This window comes from Pontibacter mucosus, from assembly GCF_003054055.1.
Lineage (GTDB): Bacteria > Bacteroidota > Bacteroidia > Cytophagales > Hymenobacteraceae > Pontibacter > Pontibacter mucosus.
On sequence record NZ_QBKI01000006.1, the window covers coordinates 39,274 to 57,338 of the forward strand.

An 18,065-nucleotide genomic window follows, 5' to 3' on the forward strand; every position below is an offset into this window, starting at 1 on the left:
CTTACCAGCCCTCGTTTTGTGTCAGCGTTCCCTTACTTGCTCGGATCTCATCTGGCGGAATAGGCCACACGTGATGCACTGAGGGATTGAAAGACCTGCCCTGGTAGATAACATGCCCATCGGCATGATGCAGTGGCTGCGCGTATACTTTCTGTGCGTCGCCCCAGCGTACCAGGTCCCAGTGACGGTCCGTCCACTCGCCTGCGAACTCGCTTCTTCGTTCCCGCTTCAGGTCCTCCATCGTAGCGCCAACAAGCGGCTCCAGTCCGGCGCGTTTGCGGATCTGGTTGATCTCCACATCCGCGTTTCGGCCCAGCATTAGCAGCGCCTCCGCCTTCATCAAAATTACGTCCGCATAGCGCAGCAGCGGCACGTTCATGGCCGTCGTGGGGCGGTTGCCGTTAGAGTTGATGTAGGTACCAGTTGGGTTGGGGTAACTATAGGGCTCCATGTACTTATTAAACTGGTAGCCGGTGCGGTTGCTGGAGCTAACCTTAAAGCTGCCCACATTATACACCCGCTCCTCACCGAAAAACATGAATTTATCGCCCGTTTCAAGTATGGTAACGGCTTTCCTCTCATCATTCGGCTCAAAGGAGTCCACCAGCTCCTTGGTGGGGTAAAACTGCCCCCAGCCATTATAGAGCCCCCAGCCTTTGTCTTCCAGCAGCACGCCCGGGAAGATAGAGCCTACGCTGTTGGGGAACTTGGCACTGTTGGTAACCGACCAGATATACTCCGGTGACCAGTTAGCGGCAATCGTGAACACATCGGCATAGTTATCCAGAAGCCTGTGCTGGCCGCTGTTGATCACCAGGTCGGCATACTTCACGGTGTTTTCCCAATCTTTGGCGTACAGGTAAGTCCTGGCCAGATAAGCCCAGGCAGCGGTCTTGTGCGCCCTGCCATAGTCTGCCTTGTTCAACTCCGCAAAGTAAGGAAGCAGCTCCGCCGCCTTCTGCAAATCGGCCGCGATGTAAGCGTAGTTCTCGGCTAGGCTCTTTGCCCTTGGCACATAGATGTCCTCCGGGTTCTCGCGGTTCTGTATTGGAATACCGGCCCGATTATCCCCGTAGCGGTAGGCCAGCTCCAGGTGCATCACGGCGTGGTTGAAGTAGGCCTCCCCCAACAGACGGTTCTTTATTTTCTCCTCCATCGGGATAGAAGGAATGTTCCGGATGGCGTCATTGGCGCGCTTCATGGCCTGGTAGTGGATCGACCACACGCTCCTGGTCTCGGACTCGTTGCCATCCAGCTGGAAGTACTTGTAGCGGTCGGCGTTGCCGGTGGCCTTGGTGCCAATGTCGTCGCTGGCATTCGTGTACCAGAAGGCACCGGCCCCGTACATGCTGTTGTTGCTGTACAGCGCGTAAATACTGTTGATACCCGCAATGGCGTCTTCCTCCGTTTTCCAGAAGTTGGCGGAAGAGGGAGCTCCCTGTGGCTCCAGATCAAGCTGCTCTTCGCAGGCAGTGCCCGCCAGGGTAATAGCAGACAGTAAGACAAGGATATATCGTTTCATCTTAACAAGCATTAGGTATAATTAAAAAGTAAGGTCCACGCCGAAGAGGTAGGTCTTGGCAACAGGGTACATGCCCAGATCCAGGCCATGGTTGCTCAGGCCTACCTCCGGGTCCATGCCGGAGTAGTCGGTGATAGTGAACAGATTCTGGGCAGTCAGGTAGAAGCGTGGCTGGATGCCTTTCAGCACACTCTCTGGCAAAGTATAACCAAGCGTGAGGTTCTTGAGGCGCAGGTAAGAGGCGTCCTCGATGTAAAAATCCGAGATTCTGCCAAAGTTGTTGTTGGCGTCTGTGTAGGAGATGCGCGGTATGGAGGCATCCGGGTTCTGCGGTGTCCAGGCATTCTTTATCTCGCTCAGCATGTTATAGCCCGGGAAGGAAGCATTCAGGCCGGTATACTTCACGGCGTTGAACACCTCGTTGCCACTCACCCCCTGGAAGAAGATATTCAGGTCGAAACCTTTGTAGGCAAAGTTCCCGTTCAGGCTGAAGCTCATCTCCGGGAATGGGTTGCCCAGCACCACCTGGTCGTTGCCGTTGATCACACCGTCGCCATTGATGTCTACAAACCTGAAGTCCCCTCCGCGTGCGTTGGGCTGGTAGCGCTTGCCTTCCCCGTTAACATAGGCTGCTGCTTCTTCGTCAGAGCGAAACAGGCCGGCCGTTCTGTAGCCGTAGAAGGAGTTGAACGCCTCTCCCACCATCGCAATGTTTGGCATCGGCAGGCTTCTCACGCGCGTACCCGTCATGAAAGATGTGCTACCATCGTACAGCTCCACCAACTCGTTGTCAAGGAAGGCCACATTCCCAGTCAGGCTGTAGCTAAACTCGCCCACGTTGTTCTGGTAAGTCAGGCCAGCCTCCAGGCCACGGTTTTTCATTTTACCGGCGTTGATTATCTGTCCGCTTGGCGTTCCGGCTACCCCCGGCAGCACCTGGCTCAGTTGCATCTGCTCATTCACTTTTGAGAACACGTCCAGGCTACCGGTAAAGTGCTCGTTGAACAGCCCGAAATCCAGGCCGATGTTGGTTTGCTCCGACACTTCCCACTTCAGGTTCGGGTTAGACAGCTGTGTTTCGGCAAAACCAGGCACAATGGTGGTAGACTCACCCAGCAGACCCTGCGTTTTTGAAAGCGGAATACTGAAGGCGTAGTTGCCCAGCACGCCCAGGTTACCGATTTTACCCCAGCTGGCGCGTAGTTTCAGGTTAGATATCATGTCCACGCCAGCCAGTAAGCCTTCCTTGGAAAGCACCCACCCGGCCGACAGGGAAGGATACCACTCCCAGCGGTTCTTGCTCGTAAGCTTCGACGTACCGTCCCTCCTGATGGTGGCATCCAACAGGTACTTGCCTTTATAGGCATAGTTCAAACGTCCCAGGTAAGAGGCCAGGGCAGTTTCCGATCCGCTGCCGCTGTACTTGCCAATGGAGATGGCCTGCGTGGAGTTGTCCAGGTAGCGCAGGTCTTCCAGCTCGTTCTCAAAGCCAGTGGCTGTTACCCCAAAGCTTTCATTGGCCCACTTCTCAAATGTATGGCCTACCAGTACATTAAAGCTATGGTCTGATCCCAGGCGCCAGTCATACTGCAGGGTCTGCTCGTTCAAAAAGGAGGTAAAGGTGCTGCTTCGCTGGGTCAGCTCGTTAAAATTGAAGATCTTGCCCGGCTCCGTGATCTTGGTGTTGAACTGCTTCAGATCGTTCTTGATGCGGGTGTAGCTCCAGTTGCTTCTGAACTTTAGCCCCGGGATGATGTCCCACTCTAGGTAGGGGTTGAGCATCACCTCGTTTACCGGGTTGTCTATATCCAGGCGCTTCAGGTAAGCTACCGGGTTAATCACGTCCCCGAAAGAGCCGGAGTACTGTGCAGGCACACCCCCAAACCTGCCCGACCCGTCCTCACGGTAAATGGTTGCGTTCGGCGGGTAAAAAATAGCTGTCAGGATGGTTCCTTCCTGCGCACTGGACGTGTTGCCGGACTGACCATTGGTAAGCGAGTAGGAGAAGTTCTCCCCGATGGTCAGGTTGTCCCGTAATTTGAAGGACGAGTTAATGCGGCCAGACAACCTGTTTGAATGCGTGTTCAGCAGAACACCCTCGTGCTTCCGGTAACCGCCGGATGCAAAGAAAGAGGATTTATCGGAACCTCCGCTGATAGAGGCGGTCAGGTCGTACACCTTTCCTGTCTGGAAAATCTCGTCCATCCAAACGGTCTTCGTGGTGCGGGCATCCGGGAATATGGCCGGGTCAAACGCAGGGTCTGGAGACAGGTTGCCTTCGGCTCTGACCTTGTTCACTACATCCGCGAACTCGGCTGCATTCAGCGCCTCCAGTTTTTTACCGACTTGCTGGAAGCCCTGCTGATAGTTTATACTTACCTTAGGGTCTCCTTTAACGCCACGCTTGGTGGAGATCAGGACCACACCACCGGAGGCCCTGGCACCGTAAATTGCCGCGGAGGCATCTTTCAGGACGCTGATACTCTCAATATCCTTGGGGTTTATGGAGTTGATGGAACCATTATACACTACGCCGTCTACTACCAGCAGCGGGCTTTCGTCGTTGATGGAGCCGATGCCCCTGATCTTGAACGTAGGGCTGGAGGTGGGGCTGCCCCCGTTGTTCACCACCGTCACGCCCGGCACTGTTCCCTGCAATACCTCTGCCGTGTTGCTGTAGGTTCTGCTGTTGCTGTCGGTAACAGGTACAGTGGCTACTGCCCCAATCACCTCATTCCTTCTTCTTGTGCCGTAGCCCACTACCACTACCTCGTTGAGCAGCTTCACATCCGGACGCATCACTACGTTCAGCGTGCCCGCGTTGCCTGCAGGGATTTCCTGGGCAAGAAAGCCGATGTAGCTGAACACCAGCGTAGTGCCTTGTTCCACCTCTAAAGAGAAGCGCCCTTCTGCATCGGTTGTAGTTCCCCTCGCGGTGCCTTTCACGTGCACGCTCACGCCTGGCAGCGCCGGTCCGTTTTCCTCGCGCACCACACCGGAAATGATGATGGTTGGTACCTGTGCCGCTTTGCCTTTCTGAGGTGTATTGTTGCTGCGCTCAGGCTGCTCTACCCGGATAACGATATGGGTATCGTCGAGCTGTCTGACAGAGCCATTGTACCCCTGCAGTATCTTTTGGAATACCTTGTCCAGGGACTCCTCTTTCACCTCCAGAGAGATTCTTTTGTTTACATCAAATACCCCTGAATTATAGGCAATGGAAAACTCCGTCTCGCGCTCAATCTCGGCGATGATGTTCTTGATGGGCTCGTTCCTGGCGCTGATTGTCACATAAGTGTCATAAAGCGTTTTGGCTACTACCTTGTTAGCGCCGGATACGGCATGCGCTGCTAATAAAAGCAGTGCGGAGAAAATCCAGAGCAACAGGCGTCTTGCCCGCTCCTGGTTATAATTTGATATACGGTAAATTAATTGCATCTTTGGCTGTTTTAATGATGGTAAATCGTTAAGGATTGCCCCTGCTGCTTCAGCAGAGGCGCTAGCGGGGAATGTTCTCAGCATTTCCCGCTACTTTCCATTAGGCGTAATATTGCTACATGCTTCCGTGCTGATTAATATGGTGTCTGGTTGAATGGTATAGGTGATGCCGGCTACGCGCGACAAAATTTCCAGTACTTTCTCGATGGGCTCGTCGCTGATCCGAAAAGTATACCTGCATTCAGGCTTATCATCCCCTGTGACACGGATGCGGAGGTCATACTTTCTTTCCAGTTTCCTGGCAATCGCATCAACCGACTCGTTGTCGAAATAGGCCAGCCCATGCCGCCAGGCGCTGAGCTGTGCCACATCCGTGTCACTGACAGTATATCTCTGGTCGGCCTTACTGAATGTTAGCTGCCGGCCCGGAAGTAGTTTCTCTTCAAAGAAGTTTCCGTCCATCTGCCGTTCTTTGGCCACGCTCACCTTGCCCCCCGCTACGGCAACCGAGGCTGTGCTTTCATTTTCGTAGGCCTGCACATTGAAGGAAGTACCAAGTACACGCGTTGTTACCGCGTGAGTCTTGACGATGAAAGGACGAAGGGAATCGGATGCCACCTTGAAGAAAGCCTCTCCAGTCAGGAAAACCTCTCTTGATGATTGGCCGAAGTCAGGAAGGATAACAAGCCTGGAGCCTGCGTTCAGGTAAACGACTGATCCGTCCTTCAGATAAAGCTCTTTCCGCTCCCCGTTATGCGCGATTATCTCTGTCGGGTTTGGTGACCGCTGGTCTGCGGCTTTATACTTGTAATAAGACAGGGCGGCCGTTACAGCCAGTACAAGTATGGCCGCAACCCTCAACATTGCCTGTACAGGCAGTAAGCGCAGCCTCCTGCTGCTTCTCTCCTCAGCTAGCGCATCTTTTAAGTTTTTTTCCACTTTCCGGATGGACGCTGCTTCCTGCCGGGAAGCAAGAAGTGCCTCGGCCTCGAGGCCAGCATACCAGGCTTCTACCTGCGCCCGCTCCTGCGCGGTGCACTGACCGGCCAGGTATCTTCTGAGCAGGGCCTTTGCTTTTTCGGTGTCTGATGTTGTTCCCATTCACCTTTATAATTGGCAAACAGGGCTGCAGGTACCGTTAAGGAATTATTACCTTTGTGTTAGCTTAAAAAGTGAAGAAAGGGGGCAACGTGAATAAACTGGCTTGGCTTGAGCTTTCCGCGAAGCCGTTGCAGGGCCAGGGTGATATTGTTTTTCACCGTCTGCTCTGAAAGGTTAAGGATGTTGGCAATCTCGCGCACAGACAAATGCTCATACCTGCTCAGTTCAAAGGCTTTCTTCATGGTCTCCGGCATTCTGGCGAGTTCCCGCCTCAATTGCTGCTCAAGTTCCTCGGCAATGATATACTCCTCCCGCGGGTAGGTAACCTGTGCAGGCTGCTCAAGCAACACATGCACCTGCTTCAACTCTTTCTGGCTGCTGGCATAAAGTGCCAGGACACTCTTACGTGCGGCCCCTATCAGGTACGGTGACAAACTCTCCTCAATGACAATGGAGCCACGGTTTTTCCAAAGGGACAGAAAAATGTTCTGCAGAATCTCACTGGCCTCATCCTCAGACCCCGTCCGCTTGAGCACATGGCGGAAAAGGATGACCTTGTAACGGTCGAACAGGACGGTAAACGCCCGCTCATCGTCCTGCTGGACAAGCTTAAATAAATCAGTATCAGGTAAATTCTTCATTTGCCTTGCATCAGGTACCTACAGTTTCGAAGGAAGGCACAGCAGCAAATATATTGTTCCTATATAACCTCAATGTTATTCTTGCTGATTTTAAGGAATGGGGAGCAAAACATAAGGGCTTAAAGGCCAAAAGCCTGGTAAATCAGGAAACGGCTATTACCTTGCAACCAGCACTTGTTTTCGAGTTAGCTAAAGGCTGCGGGGTATTCTCGGGCGATTTCAGGAAACGCCATGCAGGTAGCCTGCATGGCGTTTATGTGAACAATGAACTCGAACGGGTAACTTTAAACTATAATGCGTAGTAAACTTCGTTTGTTTGCCTTCTTGCCCGACACATAACCGGGCGTACACGTCTTTCACCCGCTTCGGCAAGTTTCAGGGCTCCTTCGGGATACCATTTGGTCTTTCCATTGAAGAACTCAACCAATACATTCTGTCCCCGGAAGTTACCCTCTTTGTATAACCTGAATCGACCGATTCCGGTGGGGGTTTCCAATTCAGTGCCTGCCAGGAGTAGTGAAAAATCTTGTACTTGATTTGTTGCCATTTGCCTGTAGTTTTAGCTTAAAATGGTTGTAATCCGTTTAAAAACCATGTGAAGGTAGGAATCGATTGTTACCTCTAAATTACCATAAGGAAAAGCCCGTGTTAAGTCTCTAGCATTTACTGTTTTCCTGTCCTTAAGGCTACAGCGGCTACTCCCCGGAGGGCTGTATGAAGCCTCCGGGCTTGTAGAGTACACCTACATGCAGCGTTGGAAAGACGTCTAAGCTTACGTCTCCCCTACCTCTGTTACAGGAGCAGCGGCTTACCGGTATCCAGCTTCTTTGCTGTTTCCCAACCGTATTGTTTTGGGCAACATCTGACGGAAGATGAGCTTACTCGCTTTTGCTACACCTCATTTTTAGAAGTTAGAAGGCAAAGCACCCCACAAGACATAGAGGGAGCACATTACAATACAAGAAAGGCTTAGGCTGCTCTGTATAGATGAGAGTTTAGTTAAGGCAACTGCGATGACCACTGCGGGAGACCGTGGCTTATTGCTGCGACACAGGGTATGTCTGAAAGATAAGGTTTGGGGCAGACTTTCATAAAAGCCTGTTGAACAAAAGCCCGGTTGCTGTCATCGAGCTTGTTGACCCGACAGGCAAACCGGCCACATCTTGTACAGCATGCCGAAGAGTCTTTCGATGATGTTTCTCCGGCGGTACAGCTCCGTATTGCCCACAGGCGTTTCCTTTCTTCTGCGCCTGCTTCCCCCTGGCAGGTCCCTCTTGGGTATGTGGGCCTTTATAACTGCTCCCGCAGGCCCTTTCAGACAAGCTGGCTTAGGTAGTCACTGTCCGAAATCACTACCAAAGCCTTTTCTCCTCCAGTTACGGGAGCCTGAGCAGCTGCGGGACCTGCCTTTACTGTCCTCCAGAATGACTGGCTGCGGCAGCTCTTTTTTAACCAGTTCCTACTGCCGCTGGCTTAGCTCGTATCTGCCGTGGCTCATCTGCTATCTATCTTCCCTCCGATTGCCACAATCACAGCAGATTCAACTATACTCCATTTCTCAGGCACAGCCTAGTAGCTTCTACTTAAGTATTCTCATTTTTCTACCAATGCCTTAAGAGAGCAAGATTAGACTCAACTACAAAACATGATTATTATCATTTACAATTTACCTTTACTCTCGTACATTTAATTTATTCATCAACAGCAGATGGATAAAATAAGCCGGGAAGTATAAAAATGTGTGCTTGAAGTTGCCGGGGTGATGCACCCTGAAACCACTGACCGGTTACCCCATAGCATGGCAAAGCCTGAAGCAGCTTAGGTCGCCTCAGCGCCGGCGCCTTCCGGATGGAGGGGCGGCAGCTGACATCAAGCCCGGCCTAAAGCTGAGCAACAACTGACGGATAATCACACCCTTATCAGAGGCCCTTCCTACGAAAGCACTGCCATGGACTTAACTCATATTCACCTGCTGCTGAATCATTTCCCGATCGCAGGAACCCTGATCGGCGGTGGCGTCATGCTGTGGGGCATGGCTCAAAATCAGAAAACGACAAGGTCGGTAGCAGCTGCCATCATTGTGGCCATGACAATTATGGCCGTACCAGTATACCTGACCGGGGAGCCTGCCGAAGAACGGCTGGAAAATATTCCTGGCATCTCAGTGACGGCCATGGAAGGACATGAAGAAGCTGCAGAGCTGGCTATCCGGGTGATGGCCGCAGCAGGTATAGCCTCCCTGGCCGCCTTGCTGCGGCAGTACCGTTCTTCTTCCAGCGTACACTTTGGTTTAGCCACCGTCCTCACGTTACTGGCCTTTGCAGCCATGGCGCGCGTCGGGTACTTAGGCGGCCAGATCAGACATACTGAGCTGCAGCAAGACCGGCCCGTAAGCCAGCAATTGAGCAGCAGCGAGGGTGATGTCGACGATTAAGCTTACTAGGTATGCTGAACAGGATCATATCTTTCTCCATACAGAACAAGCTCATCATCGGGCTTTTCGTGATCGGTTTGATCCTGATGGGTGTCTACAACCTCACACGGCTGCCGATTGATGCGGTGCCCGATATCACCAACAACCAGGTGCAGGTGATCACGGTGGCGCCATCGCTGGGCGCCCCGGACATCGAGCGGCTTGTCACCTTTCCCGTAGAGCAGGCTAACAACAACATTCCTGGCATAAAAGAGATCCGTAGTTTCTCCCGCTTCGGCCTTTCGCTGGTAACCATTGTGTTTGAGGATGGGGTGGATGTATACTGGGCCCGGCAGCAGGTGGCAGAGCGGCTGCAGGCCGTGCAGCCGCAGATACCGGCGGGCGTGGGCACGCCGGAATTAGGTCCTGTCACCACCGGCCTGGGGGAAATTTACCAGTATGTGGTGCGGCCCGAAAAGGGTTACGAGAGCAAGTATGATGCCATGGAGCTGCGCACCATTCAGGACTGGATTGTGCGGCGGCAATTGCTGGGGGTACCCGGCGTGGCGGATGTGAGCAGCTTCGGCGGCTACCTGAAGCAGTATGAGATTGCGATAGACCCCTCCCGGCTCAAATCCTATGGCCTGTCCATCTCGGATGTGTTCATGGCATTGGAGAACAACAACCAGAACACCGGTGGCTCCTACATCGACAAAGGCGACGCCGTGCTTTTTATCCGCAGCGAAGGCCTGCTGGGAAGTATAGAAGATATCAAAAGTATAGCCGTTGCCAATACCGAAAACGGCACGCCCCTCTACCTGCGCGATGTGGCGGAGGTAGGCTACGGGCATGCCAACCGCTTCGGCGCCATGACCTACAACGACCAGGGTGAGGTGGCCGGTGCCGTTGTGATGATGCTGAAAGGGGCCAACAGCAACGAAGTCATCAAAAATGTGAAAGCCCGCATCGACCAGATCAGCGAATCGCTGCCGGAGGGTGTGGTCATCGAGCCGTTCCTGGACAGGACAAAGATGGTAAACAACGCCATCAGCACGGTGGAAAATAACCTGCTGGAGGGCGCCCTGATTGTGGTGTTTGTACTGGTCCTGTTCCTGGGCAACCTGCGGGCCGGCCTGATTGTGGCCTCGGTTATCCCGCTCTCCATGCTCTTTGCCGTCACCCTGATGAACACCTTTGGCGTGAGCGGCAACCTGATGAGCCTGGGTGCACTGGACTTTGGCCTGATTGTAGACGGTGCCGTGATCATCGTGGAGTCGGTGCTCCATACGTTCCATTCCAACAAGCGCTTCGCCACGGCCACCCGCCTGACTCAGCCGGAAATGGACGATACGGTGCAGCATTCGACCAGCCGGATGATGAACAGCGCCGTCTTCGGGCAGATCATCATCCTGATCGTGTACCTGCCCATCATGGCGCTGGTGGGTATAGAAGGCAAAATGTTCCGCCCCATGGCGCAAACCGTATCCTTCGCCCTGATTGGCGCCGCCATTCTCTCGCTGACCTACGTGCCGATGATGAGCGCGCTTTTCCTGAGCAAGAAAATCAGCCACAAACCTTCTTTCTCTGACAGGATGATGGCCAAGGTGGAGAGTTTTTACCAGAAGCAGCTGCGCCGCGTGATCGAGTTTCCTAAAACGATCATTGCCGGGGCAGTGCTTCTCTTTTCCGGTGCGGTACTGGTGTTGCTGTCGCTGGGTGGTGAGTTTATACCTGCCCTGGAGGAAGGCGACTTTGCCGTGGACACCCGCGTGCTGACGGGCAGTAACCTCCATACCACCATCCGCTCGACCCAGCAGGCGGCTGGTATCCTGCTGGACAGGTTTCCGGAGGTAGAGAAAGTGGTGACCAAGATTGGTTCCGGCGAGATACCGACCGACCCGATGCCGATAGAAGCCAGCGACATGATGGTTATCCTGAAGCCAAAGGCAGAATGGACTTCTGCCACCTCCTTTGATGAAATGGCCGAGAAAATGGGGCATGCCATACAGGATGTACCCGGTATAACGGCCGGCTTCCAGTACCCGGTGCAGATGCGCTTCAACGAACTGATGACGGGCGCCCGCCAGGACGTAGTCTGCAAGATATTCGGGGAGGACCTGGACACGCTGGCCCGCTACGCCAGCCAGTTGGGTGAACTGGCCACTACCGTAGAAGGCGCCACTGACCTCTATGTGGAGACGGTGACCGGCATGCCACAGATCGTTATCAAGTATAATCACGCTGCCATTGCACAGCACGGCTCCAACATCGCCGACATCAACCGGACCGTCAATGCCGCTTTTGCCGGTGTCAGCAGCGGCCTGGTATTTGAAGGGGAGCGGCGCTTTGACCTGGTCGTGCGCCTGCAGGGCGAGCTGCGGAAGAACCTGCGCGACGTGCAGAACCTGCTCATCCCGACGCCTTCCGGGCAACAGGTGCCGCTATACTTGCTGGCGGATGTACAACTGCAGGAGGGGCCTTTCCAGATACAGCGTGAAGACGCCAAACGGCGCATTATGGTGGGTTTTAACGTGCGGGGTCGCGACGTGCAAAGTATAGTGGATGAGTTGCAGCAAAAGGTAGCACAGCAGATAACCTTCCCTCCCGGCTATTACGTGGTGTACGGTGGCGAATTTGAAAACCTGAAAGCCGCCCGCGATCGTCTGACAGTGGCCGTACCGATATCGCTGGCGCTCATTTTCCTGCTGCTATACTTTGCCTTCCATTCCGTGCGCTACGGCTTGCTCATATACTCGGCGATTCCCCTGTCAGCCATCGGTGGTATTTTTGCCCTGTGGATACGGGGCATGCCGTTCAGTATCTCGGCTGGGGTGGGTTTTATCGCACTGTTTGGCGTGGCCGTGCTCAACGGAATTGTGATGGTGGCCGAGTTTAACCGCTTGCGGATGGCCGGAGGCCTCAGCCTGCAGGAGATTGTGCTGGAAGGCACCAAAACGCGCCTGCGCCCGGTGCTGATGACGGCAAGCGTGGCTAGCATGGGCTTTCTGCCGATGGCCCTGAGCATGGGGGCCGGGGCCGAAGTACAACGTCCGCTGGCCACGGTGGTAATTGGCGGTTTGATCGTTGCCACGCTGCTTACCCTGTTCGTGCTTCCCTCGCTATACATTCTTTTTGAGAAAGCCGCGCACCATGACAAGCCGGCAAACAAAGCGGTTGCAACCAGTGTTAGCGTCATGCTTCTGCTGCTGCTTCCGAACCTGGCCTCCGCCCAGCAGCCCATTACGCTGGAGCAGGCGATTGCTAAGGCACTCCACCAGAATCTCGCACTGCAGAACGAGCGGCTGCAGGCAGTTGCACAACAGAAGCTCCAGGGAACCGCCTGGGATATCCCGCAAACGGTGCTTGCCGGGGAATACGGGCAAATCAACACCGCCTACAACGATACCCGCTTCAGCGTGGTGCAGAGCATCAATTTCCCAACCCTATATACCCAACAAAAACGGCTGCTCAGGCGCCAGTGGCAGCAGCGCGTGCTGCAGGCAGAACTCACCACTTTTGAGCTGCAATGGCAGGTGACGCGGGTATACTACGACATGCTGTATGTCCGCGAAAAACAGCAGCTTTTGCTCCGTACCGACAGCCTCTTTTCCACCTTTCTGCGCAACGCGGAACTTCGCTTCGAGAAAGGAGCCAGCAACATCCTGGAGAGAAACACGGCCCAAACGCAGCGCGGGCAGGTAAGTATACAACTCAAGCAGCTGCAACAGGAAATAGCCGGACTTCAGCAACAGTTTCAATTACTGCTCCAGACAGATACGGTATACGTTCCGGCTGCCCATCCGATGAAAATGACCTTACCTGCCACCGGTGATACGGCAGTACTGGAAGCACACCCTTACCTGAAGCTGTTACAGCAACAACAGGAAATTAGTCAGGCACAGACAAAAGTGGAACAGGCCAGGCTGCTGCCCGAACTGCAGGTAGGCTACAGCAACCAAAGCATCAAAGGCCTGCAGAATGTGGATGGGGTAGAACGAAACTATACTTCCTCCGATCGCTTTTCTGCCGTGCAGTTCGGGGTGGGGCTTCCGCTGTTTTTCGGGGCGCAGAAGTCGCGGATCCAGGCCGCCCGGCTACAGGAGCAGGTTAGCCGGAACAGCTACCATGCCGGAAAGCTAGGTTTGGAAACCCAACTGCGAAAGGCACAGGAGCAATACCGATTGGCCCAGGAAAACCTCTCCTATTTCGAAGAGACCGCCCTGCCCAATGCTGAATCTATCATATCTACAGCCGACGAGCAATTCCGGGGCGGCGAGATCGACTACCTGGAGTGGGTGCTGCTGATCAGCCAGGCCATCACACTGCAGAGCAACTACCTCGAGGCCGTCAGAAACTACAACCTGAGTATACTTGAGATTAATGCCCTAACCCGAAGCTGGTAACGCCATGAAAAAACTACTCCTTCTATACTTTGCTGCTTTTATCGGTCTGCTGGCAGGCTGCGGCACGGAGCGGTCTGTCGAATCAACGGCCAGTGATAAGCCACAGGAGACGAACCTGGTACAACTTACCCCGGCACAGCGTAAGAACGCCAAAGTAGAAATAGGCAAGCCGGAGCAAAAAATCATCTCAACGGTACTGCAGGTAAACGGCGTGATGGAAGCTCCTCCGCAAAATGTAATTTCCGTAAGTGTTCCCTTGGGCGGCTACCTGAAACAAACTACGCTGCTCCCCGGCATGCACCTGAAAAAGGGACAGCTGATGGCTGAACTGGAAGACCAGGCCTATATCCAGCTGCAGCAGGACTACCTGACAGCCAAAGCCCGCCTGTGGTACCTGGAGCAGGAGTTTAACCGGCAGCGCGATCTAAACCAGAGCAAGGCCAGCAGCGATAAGGTTTTTCAGCAAACAAAGGCCGACTACGAAAGCCAGCAGGTGCTCCTGAAGGCGCTGGGCGAGAAACTCCGCATGGTGGGGGTTAATCCCGGCCGCCTAACGGAAAGTACGCTCACCCGCACCATGCGCCTCTACTCCCCTATCGACGGCTACGTCACGAAGGTGAATGTGAACACCGGCAAGTATGTTGTGCCGACTGACGTGCTGTTTGAGCTGGTGGACCCGCGCGACCTGCACCTGATGCTCACCGTGTTCGAAAAGGACCTGGATAAACTCGAAATCGGGCAACAGGTAGTGGCCTACCGGGCCAATCAGCCGGAGAAAAAGTATAAAGCAAAAATCATCTACATTGGCAAGGACGTAACCGGCGACCGGGCAATAGAAGTGCATTGCCATCTGGAGAAGGAAGACCCGTCGCTGGTACCGGGTATGTTCATGAATGCGGACATTGAGGTACAGAGCAAGCAGGCCTATACCTTGCCTGACGAGGCCATTGTGCGCTACGGCAACAAGCAATATGTTTTCGCGGTACGGGACAGCAGCATTTACGAAATGGTGGAAGCCAAGACCGGCAATTCTGAGAACGGTTATACAGCACTTCTTCCAAGCGCCACCCTACACCCGGAAAGCCAGACCTACGTCACCAACGGGGCTTATGCTTTGCTTATGAAGCTGAAAAACAAGGAAGAAGAGTAAAGCTTCCTTTACATAACATTATCGATATCCTATGGCCGCAACAGACACACTACCGGATAAAAAATATACAACCAGTCTGCAAACAGAAGTAGATGCCGCTTTTCTGTACGAACGTATCGCAGCGGCGGAAGAAGTGCCAGCCATTGCCAGTATGTTCCGCGAATTGGGTGCCATTGAGCACGAGCACGCCACTAAAATGGAAGCCAGCCTGCGCAGCAAAGGGATAACCATCGGCTTGCCGCCGCCCTCCTGGCGCGCCCGCATGCTGAACCGTATCGGGAAAATTTTCGGTTACGGCTATGTGATTGGTGTGCTGCTGGACACGGAGAAAAGCATCACCAGCGCGCAACTGACTCAAAAAGAAAAAAGCCACATTCCCATTTCCGGCGACGAAGCGAACCACGTCAAAATCCTGCAGACGCTGCTCAATAACAAAAGCAAGGTCACCGGCGAGCACCTCTCCCGCATCGAGGGCAAGCACCGCACCATTGGTGGGAACGCGTTGCGGGCTGCCGTGCTGGGCGCCAACGATGGGCTGGTTTCCAACATGAGCCTGGTGATGGGCGTGGCGGGTGCTACGGAGGGACAAAGCGGCGTGCTGCTGGCAGGTATGGCCGGTTTGCTGGCCGGGGCGCTCTCGATGGCCCTGGGCGAGTGGATTTCGGTGAAGAGCTCGCAGGAACTCTATGAACGGCAGATGGCGCTCGAAATGCTCGAAATTGAAACCAACCCGGAAGGCGAAAAGCGGGAACTGGCCCTGATTTACATGGCCAAAGGCATACCCGAAGCGCAAGCGCATCACATGGCGGCCGCTGCCATACAGGACACCGGGCAGGCCCATGAAATACTGGTGAAGGAGGAACTGGGCATAAACACCGAGGAACTAAAAGGCTCCGCCTGGGAGGCGGCCATTGCTTCCTTTATCCTGTTCGCTGTAGGGGCCATCCTGCCGGTGATTCCCTTTTTCTATACGTCCGGTTACGCGGCCATCTTCCAAAGCCTGGCATTCAGTGCAGCGGGCTTGTTTGTGATTGGCGCGGCCATTACGCTCTTTACCGGCAAAAGCATCTGGTTCTCGGGCTTCCGGCAGGTGCTGTTCGGCCTGGCCGCTGCGGCCATTACCTTTGGCATTGGCAAACTGATTGGCGTAAGCATTGCCGGGTAATTCAGGGATGAAAGGGCTTCATCGAATCATAGTGCACCTGGTGGCCCTGCTCACTGTCAAGTTCCTGTTGGTCAGCCTGCTGTTTGTGGCCAGTCTGTTTGTATTGTTTCACCTGATTCATGATGTATTCGCTGACCGGGACACCGGCTTTGACGCCTTGCTGTTTGCCTTTACAGACCGCATCGCCTCCCCTGCCATGACGCGAGCGATGCACCTCATTTCCTTTCTGGGCTCTGCCCGGTACCTGGTCATCATGCCGGCTATACTTGCGTTGCTGTTTTCCTTTTACCGGGACATGCGCTGGAACGGGCTCCGGGTTCTTGTCATTTCCTTTTCCACTTCTCTGCTAAACGAGCTCCTGAAACACTATTATGAGCGCCCCAGGCCTTTTCTCACTCCATTGGAAATAACAGGCTTCAGTTTTCCGAGCGGCCATACCATGAACGGCGGCGTTTTCCATGGCCTGCTCCTTTACATCATCTGGACTACTGTCAGAAACAAAGTATGGCGCTGGGTGCTGTCGGTGTTCTTCACGCTGGCAGTGATACTGGTTGGCTTCAGCCGCATTTACCTGCGCATGCACTATGCCACCGACGTTGCGGCGGGTTACCTGGTAGGTATACTGTGGCTGATTTTGTCTTTATACCTGATGAGCCGGCTTGAGCACTTTTATGTAAGCAAGTATAAGAAGCGCGCAAACAGCAAAGCTGTAGCGGCAGCTAAAAAACAAGCGTAGCGCTCACACCCGATGCTTGATGCTCTTTCCCGGTTAGACGCCGTATCAGTAGTCCAATGCAGTCCCTGGGTGGCTATACATTCCACCCAGGGGGAGCGGCCATTATTTTTTGAATTCATATCCAGCTTGTCAAAAAAATGCTTGCCTGCTTCTTTCAGGCCATATACCTGAAACAAAACCACCACATTGTATGTAATAAAATACATAATCTACCCCGACATCATTATAATACACCTCCTGTAAAGTATGGTTGGAGCATCACGCTGAAGCCATTGTCCTTGTTGTAATCCCGTTTTATAAATCGGTTTACGCCCTACCCCTATTCCGGCAGTCCACCCCGTTTTTGTTCTGACCCGTTAACCCCTGTCTGTTTAAAATCACTTAAGTTATACTTATGGAAAGGCAATTTGAAAACAAAGTGGCTGTTGTGACCGGAGGAAGCTTTGGCATAGGCAGAGCCACCGCTATTATGTTTGCCCAACGAGGCGCCAAAGTGGCCGTTGTAGATTGGAAAGAAGACCAGGAAACAGTAAGGACAATCCAGGCTGCCGGTGGAGAAGCCATCTTTATAAAATGCGATGTATCGAAAAACAGCGACGTGCAAGCCATGATGGATCAAATTGTAAACACCTTTGGCCGCCTGGATTACGCCTTTAACAACGCCGGCATTGAGGGTGCCTCTGCCCCTACCCACGAAGTAACCGAAGAAAATTTCGATAAGGTCATTGGCGTAAACGTGAAGGGCGTGTGGTTGTGTATGAAGTATGAAATTCCGCTTATGCTTCGGCAGGGCAAGGGTGCCATCGTCAACTGCTCTTCCATAGCCGGCGTCATCGGTTTTCCGGGCATCCCCATATACACGGCCTCCAAGCACGCAGTTATTGGCCTCACCAAAACTGCCGCCTTGGAGTATGCGCAGTCGGGTGTACGGGTTAATGCCGTTTGTCCGGGTGCCATACAAACTGCCATGATCGACCGCTTTCTGGAAAAGAACAATGTAACACGAGAGGCTATGGTAGCGGGGGAACCCATCGGACGTTTTGGGGAGCCGGAAGAGATTGCCGAGGCTGTCATATGGCTCTGCTCCGACGCTTCTTCTTTTACGACCGGACATGCACTGGTAGCAGATGGAGGCTGGGTGGCGAGGTAATTCCAACAGGAATAGGGCATGGTTATACTGGAATTGGCAAAAACCACCTGCAGCATGGTACTTGCCCCGGGCTAACTATACCTGTTCTGTACACATCCTGGTTTTTAGCTGCAAACTCCTCTGACTGAAAAGCACTTAAAGTATAGAAAATCAGTAAGCTGTTCTACCCCTGTTTTTTTATGCGCTTCGATGTAAAAGCCGCACTACAGGAGGTACTGGAAGAGGTGATGGGGCAGGCGGAGGCGAAGTATAAAGAGTGCAGCGGTAAGCGGTGCAGGTTGCTGCCTGTACTGCTTGCTCTTTTCGGTAACAAAGTATAAAAGCCTTTCCATCACCGGAAGGGCTT

Annotated in this window: 13 protein-coding genes; 7 read left to right on the forward strand and 6 right to left on the reverse strand. The window is 53.6% G+C overall.

The window, feature by feature from the left end; translation table 11 throughout:
• Nucleotide 1 precedes the first annotated feature (1 nt).
• From C8N40_RS12480 to C8N40_RS12495, 4 genes are all read right to left on the reverse strand, one after another.
• On the reverse strand, nt 2–1,522 hold the full coding sequence (locus C8N40_RS12480; RefSeq protein ID WP_108212388.1) for a RagB/SusD family nutrient uptake outer membrane protein: 1,521 nt from the start codon (nt 1,520–1,522) through the stop codon (nt 2–4).
• A gap of 21 nt (nt 1,523–1,543) precedes the next feature.
• Nucleotides 1,544–4,960 carry a TonB-dependent receptor gene (locus C8N40_RS12485; RefSeq protein ID WP_170114095.1) on the reverse strand — a complete coding sequence of 1,139 codons (3,417 nt, stop codon included), beginning with the start codon at nt 4,958–4,960 and terminating at the stop codon, nt 1,544–1,546.
• A 90-nt stretch (nt 4,961–5,050) separates the two neighbouring features.
• Nucleotides 5,051–6,061 (reverse strand): FecR family protein, encoded by a 1,011-nt coding sequence (locus C8N40_RS12490; RefSeq protein ID WP_108212113.1) that lies wholly within the window; start codon nt 6,059–6,061, stop codon nt 5,051–5,053.
• Nucleotides 6,062–6,120: 59 nt separating this feature from the next.
• Nucleotides 6,121–6,702, reverse strand: coding sequence for an RNA polymerase sigma factor (locus C8N40_RS12495; RefSeq protein ID WP_108212114.1), 582 nt, complete (start codon nt 6,700–6,702; stop codon nt 6,121–6,123).
• A gap of 5 nt (nt 6,703–6,707) precedes the next feature.
• Here C8N40_RS12495 and C8N40_RS12500 point away from each other — a divergent pair, with 5 nt between their 5' ends.
• Nucleotides 6,708–7,004: a hypothetical protein gene (locus tag C8N40_RS12500; RefSeq protein ID WP_108212115.1), complete on the forward strand. Its 297-nt coding sequence runs from the start codon at nt 6,708–6,710 to the stop codon at nt 7,002–7,004.
• Here C8N40_RS12500 and C8N40_RS12505 read toward each other — a convergent pair.
• Nucleotides 6,992–7,249: a hypothetical protein gene (locus tag C8N40_RS12505; RefSeq protein ID WP_108212116.1), complete on the reverse strand. Its 258-nt coding sequence runs from the start codon at nt 7,247–7,249 to the stop codon at nt 6,992–6,994. The two genes, C8N40_RS12500 and C8N40_RS12505, sit on opposite strands and share 13 nt — an antisense overlap.
• A 1,401-nt stretch (nt 7,250–8,650) precedes the next feature.
• Between C8N40_RS12505 and C8N40_RS12510 the strand changes: the two genes are divergently transcribed.
• The 6 genes from C8N40_RS12510 to C8N40_RS12535 all read left to right on the forward strand — a co-directional run bounded on the left by C8N40_RS12510 (nt 8,651) and on the right by C8N40_RS12535 (nt 17,719).
• Entirely contained in the window at nt 8,651–9,136 is a 486-nt protein-coding gene (locus tag C8N40_RS12510) for a hypothetical protein (protein ID WP_108212117.1), read from the forward strand.
• An 11-nt stretch (nt 9,137–9,147) separates the two neighbouring features.
• A complete protein-coding gene (locus tag C8N40_RS12515) occupies nt 9,148–13,518 on the forward strand; it encodes a CusA/CzcA family heavy metal efflux RND transporter (protein WP_108212118.1) in 4,371 nt (1,456 codons plus the stop codon).
• 4 nt (nt 13,519–13,522) lie between these two features.
• Nucleotides 13,523–14,668: an efflux RND transporter periplasmic adaptor subunit gene (locus tag C8N40_RS12520; protein WP_108212119.1), complete on the forward strand. Its 1,146-nt coding sequence runs from the start codon at nt 13,523–13,525 to the stop codon at nt 14,666–14,668.
• A gap of 31 nt (nt 14,669–14,699) precedes the next feature.
• Entirely contained in the window at nt 14,700–15,833 is a 1,134-nt protein-coding gene (locus C8N40_RS12525; RefSeq protein ID WP_108212120.1) for a VIT1/CCC1 transporter family protein, read from the forward strand.
• Nucleotides 15,834–15,840: 7 nt separating this feature from the next.
• Complete coding sequence (locus C8N40_RS12530; protein WP_108212121.1) at nt 15,841–16,569, forward strand: phosphatase PAP2 family protein; 729 nt, start codon at nt 15,841–15,843, stop codon at nt 16,567–16,569.
• Between the two features lie 394 nt (nt 16,570–16,963).
• Nucleotides 16,964–17,719 (forward strand): SDR family oxidoreductase, encoded by a 756-nt coding sequence (locus C8N40_RS12535; RefSeq protein ID WP_108212122.1) that lies wholly within the window; start codon nt 16,964–16,966, stop codon nt 17,717–17,719.
• Between the two features lie 203 nt (nt 17,720–17,922).
• On the opposite strand, the gene C8N40_RS23305 is transcribed toward C8N40_RS12535, so the two are convergent.
• The gene (locus C8N40_RS23305) at nt 17,923–18,051 is read right to left on the reverse strand and encodes a hypothetical protein (protein ID WP_281259520.1); all 129 of its coding nucleotides are present in this window, start codon (nt 18,049–18,051) and stop codon (nt 17,923–17,925) included.
• Nucleotides 18,052–18,065 lie beyond the last annotated feature (14 nt).

Bases quoted from the DNA above. Each gene is read 5' to 3' on its own strand.
- C8N40_RS12480 (WP_108212388.1), bottom strand. From the start codon at position 1,522: ATGAAACGATATATCCTTGTCTTACTGTCTGCTATTACCCTGGCGGGC.
- C8N40_RS12485 (WP_170114095.1), bottom strand. From the start codon at position 4,960: ATGCAATTAATTTACCGTATATCAAATTATAACCAGGAGCGGGCAAGA.
- C8N40_RS12490 (WP_108212113.1), bottom strand. From the start codon at position 6,061: ATGGGAACAACATCAGACACCGAAAAAGCAAAGGCCCTGCTCAGAAGA.
- C8N40_RS12495 (WP_108212114.1), bottom strand. From the start codon at position 6,702: ATGAAGAATTTACCTGATACTGATTTATTTAAGCTTGTCCAGCAGGAC.
- C8N40_RS12505 (WP_108212116.1), bottom strand. From the start codon at position 7,249: ATGGCAACAAATCAAGTACAAGATTTTTCACTACTCCTGGCAGGCACT.
- C8N40_RS12510 (WP_108212117.1), top strand. From the start codon at position 8,651: ATGGACTTAACTCATATTCACCTGCTGCTGAATCATTTCCCGATCGCA.
- C8N40_RS12515 (WP_108212118.1), top strand. From the start codon at position 9,148: ATGCTGAACAGGATCATATCTTTCTCCATACAGAACAAGCTCATCATC.
- C8N40_RS12520 (WP_108212119.1), top strand. From the start codon at position 13,523: ATGAAAAAACTACTCCTTCTATACTTTGCTGCTTTTATCGGTCTGCTG.
- C8N40_RS12525 (WP_108212120.1), top strand. From the start codon at position 14,700: ATGGCCGCAACAGACACACTACCGGATAAAAAATATACAACCAGTCTG.
- C8N40_RS12530 (WP_108212121.1), top strand. From the start codon at position 15,841: ATGAAAGGGCTTCATCGAATCATAGTGCACCTGGTGGCCCTGCTCACT.
- C8N40_RS12535 (WP_108212122.1), top strand. From the start codon at position 16,964: ATGGAAAGGCAATTTGAAAACAAAGTGGCTGTTGTGACCGGAGGAAGC.
- C8N40_RS23305 (WP_281259520.1), bottom strand. From the start codon at position 18,051: ATGGAAAGGCTTTTATACTTTGTTACCGAAAAGAGCAAGCAGTACAGG.